The organism is Desulfosarcina sp., from assembly GCF_033791525.1.
Classification (GTDB): domain Bacteria; phylum Desulfobacterota; class Desulfobacteria; order Desulfobacterales; family Desulfosarcinaceae; genus Desulfosarcina.
Genome location: NZ_JASJGN010000135.1, coordinates 1 through 4,540 on the forward strand (window position 1 = coordinate 1; position 4,540 = coordinate 4,540).

The following is a 4,540-nucleotide window of genomic DNA, read 5'->3' on the forward strand; positions in this document are numbered from 1 at the left end:
CGGCATCGACAAACCAGAGTACTCCTTTACAGCGGTCAAGTATGAAGATCACTGGTTTTGGATAGACAAAAGAGACTTTCGATCCAAGCGAACCCTTGCTTTTTTAATGATCCTTTTTTCGTTGACCGAAACTGGGGGCAATGAATCGCTGCCGCTCGTAACCATTCCGTCCGGATGATTCGATCTGGTAAACTATGCACTTGTTAGGGCCTGAAGATACCACTTTTTTATCTGGGTATCGGTAGTGCATGGTATTAATGACCATTTCGGTTCCAGATTGGTATTGATAGACTTAACAAACATGCATTCGGTTAATTGTGCATGTTACTGCTATATACTTGGAATAATATAGAAATATTACACATACAATATATTGTGGCTTGCCCCTGACCTTAATAGTCGATTCCAAATTGCATGTAAGTACTGTCTAAAACAGGCTCGAATAAATTTGGGTAAATACATGCTTCTCCAACGTAGTGCCGAAAAGTCGCACCTACAGATAGCCACCTCTCGCTGGTAGAAAATCGCTTCAGAGTGGTTCCAAAATTACCATACCATATCACAACGTCTATCTGATTTTGGATAGATTGAGAAACACCACGGCACCGTTCCATACCAGAACCTGTTATTGTCAAACCATAAATCAGGACAATCATTCCAACAGGAACGTAGGCCCGTGGACGACATGACCGAAGACCTTGGTGGTGAGCACAACTTTAAGACCTTTTTGCCGGCAACAAGATGAAAGGTTGACTTCGCACTGACGATGGATCAATCGGAACACAGATATCGGTTTTTTAGGTAACCGCCAACATTGTAAAACTTTTGTAATCTCCAAAATTATATCTATACTTTCAGCAGGTTGTAAATTAGAATAATCAAATTCTGTATCGATAGAATATCGATTCCTTTTTCTGTTCCGGAGGCGCAACATGCGAGAAGCGTGCATCTATGCCATGCTGCGGGCCATTAAAAGGCTTAGCCGCCTCTGTTACCGGTTCGACATCAACTGGGTCCATCCGCCCCCCCCGGATCCATGGCGCCGTCTTCGGCTGGTAACCTTTCTCAACCATACCAGCCTTTACGAGCCCCTGTTCGTCGGCGGATTTCCCAATGAATTCATCAAACGCATCGCCTTTATGGGCCTCATGCCCGTGGCCGACAAAGCCACCCAGCGCCCTATCCTGGGATTTTTTTTCCGCATGGTGGCAAAAAACGTGGTCGCCGTCACCCGCAAAAACGATCGCACATGGAACCAGGTCCTTGCCACGATGAAACCGGATACCATGGTGATCATCATGCCCGAAGGCCGCATGATGCGGGCCAACTGCTTGGACAAATACGGCCGGGCCATGACCGTAAGGGGCGGCATCGCCGATATCGTCCAAAGCATCCCGCAAGGACGGATGCTGCTCGCCTACAGCGCAGGTCTGCATCACGTGCAGACACCCGGCCAGCGCATCCCCAGGATCTTCAAGACCCTTCGCATGCGCCTGGAAACCGTTGACATCACCGCCTATCGCAGCCGGCTGATGGACCAGCATGGACCGGCCGGTTTCAAAAAAGCCCTGGTCCGGGACCTTGAATACCGCCGGGCCCGCTACTGCTTGGATTTAGAGCCGGCACCTCCTCCGGTGTATGCAGCCTCTCTTGGATAAAAACCCTTACCGCCACATTCTTGTGTTGGCCGACATCGAAGGCAGTAGCGGCTGCGGCAGCTACCGGGCCTCATCGTTTCTGACAAAGCCCTGGGCAAGAGCCTGCGCATCCATGTCCCGGGACGTGGATGCCGTGGTCAAGGGTCTTTTCGATGCAGGCGTTCAACGGGTAACGGTGAAGGATTTTCACCGCACCGGCTACAACCTGATGCCGGAGGTGATCGACAGTCGTGCCCGGATCGTCTGCGGCTACCATCAGGGCCCCGTGCCGGGCCTGGGCGACCCCGGAGATGCCGATGCGGCGATGATGATCGGTATGCACGCGGCAGCGGGCACCGCCGGATTTCTGGCCCATACGCTGACCTCGCGCCTGGCGTCCCTGTTGGTGGCCGGCCGCCCCCTGGCTGAAGTGGAACTGTTCGCTGCTTCCCTGGCAATGCATGGCATCCCGGTGGTGTTCTTTTCCGGCTGCCCGGTGGCCTGCGCCCAGGCCAGTGAACGGATAGAGGGCATCCACACGTTTCCCATCGACAAAACCCTCTCGCCGGAAACCCTGGATGCGGATCGATGGCGTAAAGGTCTGGCACAAACTGCCGCCAAATCGCTAACCAACGTCTCCGTGATGCCCTATCGCCCCGATGGCCCCTTAACGGCCGAAATTACCATCCGGGATGGGGCCGCGGCAGCCGCAAATATGGCCGATCCGTGGGGATTTAAACGCGCCGGTGCCACCGTGCGTATTGATGCTGATGATATTCTCGCCCTGTACACCAGCCTGATCCGCCTGTGCTACCTGCCCCCGCTGGCCGAAAAGACCCTTCCGTACAGCCGGCACCTATACAACCTGGTCGGTCGGCTGGGCCGGCTGTGGGTCCGCCGCCAGTTGAAGATCGAGTCCTGACATTGACACCTGGACCGCCTTCATCTATACCTCCACCCGTGTAGAATATCTAAGCCAGGTATCTGCGTTGGACGTAATGGTTCGGACCAGCAGGCCTGTGCCGGTGCCGATCCACAAATGGTAGGTTGCGGTTCAGGCCAAGGCCGCAGCGATGCGATAAAACATGATTAGTATCGACAATTTACACAAGGGCTTTGGCGGCCGGGTGCTTTTCGACGGCGTCAGCTTCAAGATCAACTCAAAAGAACGGGTGGGTCTTGTGGCCCGCAACGGCCACGGCAAGTCGACGCTGTTTCGCATCATTGTCGGCGAGGAAGGCTGCGATGACGGCGCCGTCACCATGCCCAAAGGGTATCGCATCGGTTATGTCCAGCAGCATATTCAGTTTACCGAAACCACCGTGCTGGCCGAGGGTATGAAAGGACTGATCGCATCGGAAAAAGATCACCACTGGAAGGTGGAGAAAATCCTGGCCGGCCTGGGATTCTCCGACAGCGACATGGTCAGGAACCCCCATGATTTTTCCGGTGGCTTCCAGGTGCGGCTCAACCTGGCCAAAGTGTTGGTCTCGGAACCGGACCTGCTGCTGCTGGACGAGCCCACCAACTACCTGGACATCACCTCCATCCGCTGGATCGAGAATTTTCTGCTCTCATGGCCCCATGAGCTGATACTGATCACCCACGACCGGGGGTTCATGGACAAGCTGGTGACCCACACCGTGGGTATTCACCGCAAAAAGGCCAGAAAGATCGAAGGCAATACGGAAAAGTACTACGACCGAATCGCCCAGGATGAGGAGATTTACGAAAAGACCCGGCTCAACGACGAGCGCCGCGAAAAGGAAATCAGCCTGTTCATCTCCCGGTTCCGGGCCAAAGCCAGACTGGCCAACATGGTTCAATCCCGGGTCAAGACCCTGGCCAAGATGGAAAAAAAGGACAAACTGGAGCAGGCCAAAAACCTGGAGTTCTCTTTTCGCAGCAAGCCTTTCAAGGCCAAGCAGGTGTGCACGGTTGAGAATCTCTCCTTTGCCTGGGGGGCGGGGCGGCCGCTGTTCGAAGATCTGGAGCTTTCCATTCTGGCCGGGGAGCGGATCTGCGTCGTGGGCAAAAACGGCAAGGGCAAGACCACACTGCTCAAAGTGCTGGCCGGCAGCCTGGTTCCGGCATCGGGCCAGGTCACCTATAACCCGCAGGTCGAGTCCGGGGTGTTCGAACAGACCAACATCCAGAGCCTGGTGGACAGCCGCACCGTGGAGGAGGAGCTCCTCTACGCCCAGCCGGACGTGGACCGCCAGAAAGCCCGCAACATCTGCGGAGCCATGATGTTCGAGGGCGACAACGCCTTGAAAAAGATCAGCGTTCTCTCCGGTGGTGAGAAAAGCCGGGTGATGCTGGGCAAACTGCTGGTCACCCCGGTGAACCTGCTGATGCTGGACGAACCCACCAACCATCTGGACATGGACGCCTGCGACGCTCTGCTGGCCGCCATCGACAATTTCGACGGCGCGGTGGTCATGGTCACCCACAACGAGATGTTTCTGCACGCCCTGGCTGACCGGTTGATTGTCTTCGATGACGTCGGCGCCCGCATGTTCCACGGCAGTTACCAGGAGTTCCTGGAAAAGGGCGGCTGGGGGGATACGGCGGCACTGACCCGGCGGATCGATGATTCGGACCTCGACCGATCACCCGAACTGCCCCGTCTCACCAAGAAAGAACACAGGCGCCTGCGATCGGAAATCATCACCGAGAAATCCAAGGTACTCAAGCCCATGGAAGATGCAATCGCTGCGGCAGAAAATAGTATTGAGAAAAATGAGGCCCTGCTCAACCGGTTGAACCAGGAGATGGTCGAGGCATCCGAGCAGGGCGATGGTGCCCGGATCGGCCCCCTTTCCCAGAAAATCCGCACCTGCCAGGAGATCATCGAGACCCGGTTCGCTGAAATGGAGCAGATGGATGAACAGCGGCAGCGG

3 protein-coding genes are annotated in these 4,540 nt (G+C 55.4%); all 3 read left to right on the forward strand.

The window, feature by feature from the left end; all coding sequences use genetic code 11:
* Positions 1-932 precede the first annotated feature (932 nt).
* The gene (locus QNK41_RS06320) at positions 933-1,658 is read left to right on the forward strand and encodes a 1-acyl-sn-glycerol-3-phosphate acyltransferase (RefSeq protein ID WP_319254896.1); all 726 of its coding nucleotides are present in this window, start codon (positions 933-935) and stop codon (positions 1,656-1,658) included.
* Positions 1,651-2,559, forward strand: coding sequence for a M55 family metallopeptidase (locus tag QNK41_RS06325; RefSeq protein ID WP_319254898.1), 909 nt, complete (start codon positions 1,651-1,653; stop codon positions 2,557-2,559). The genes QNK41_RS06320 and QNK41_RS06325 overlap by 8 nt, the downstream gene beginning before the upstream one ends.
* 163 nt (positions 2,560-2,722) lie before the next feature.
* On the forward strand, positions 2,723-4,540 hold a 1,818-nt coding region (locus QNK41_RS06330), incomplete at its 3' end, for an ABC-F family ATP-binding cassette domain-containing protein (protein WP_319254900.1).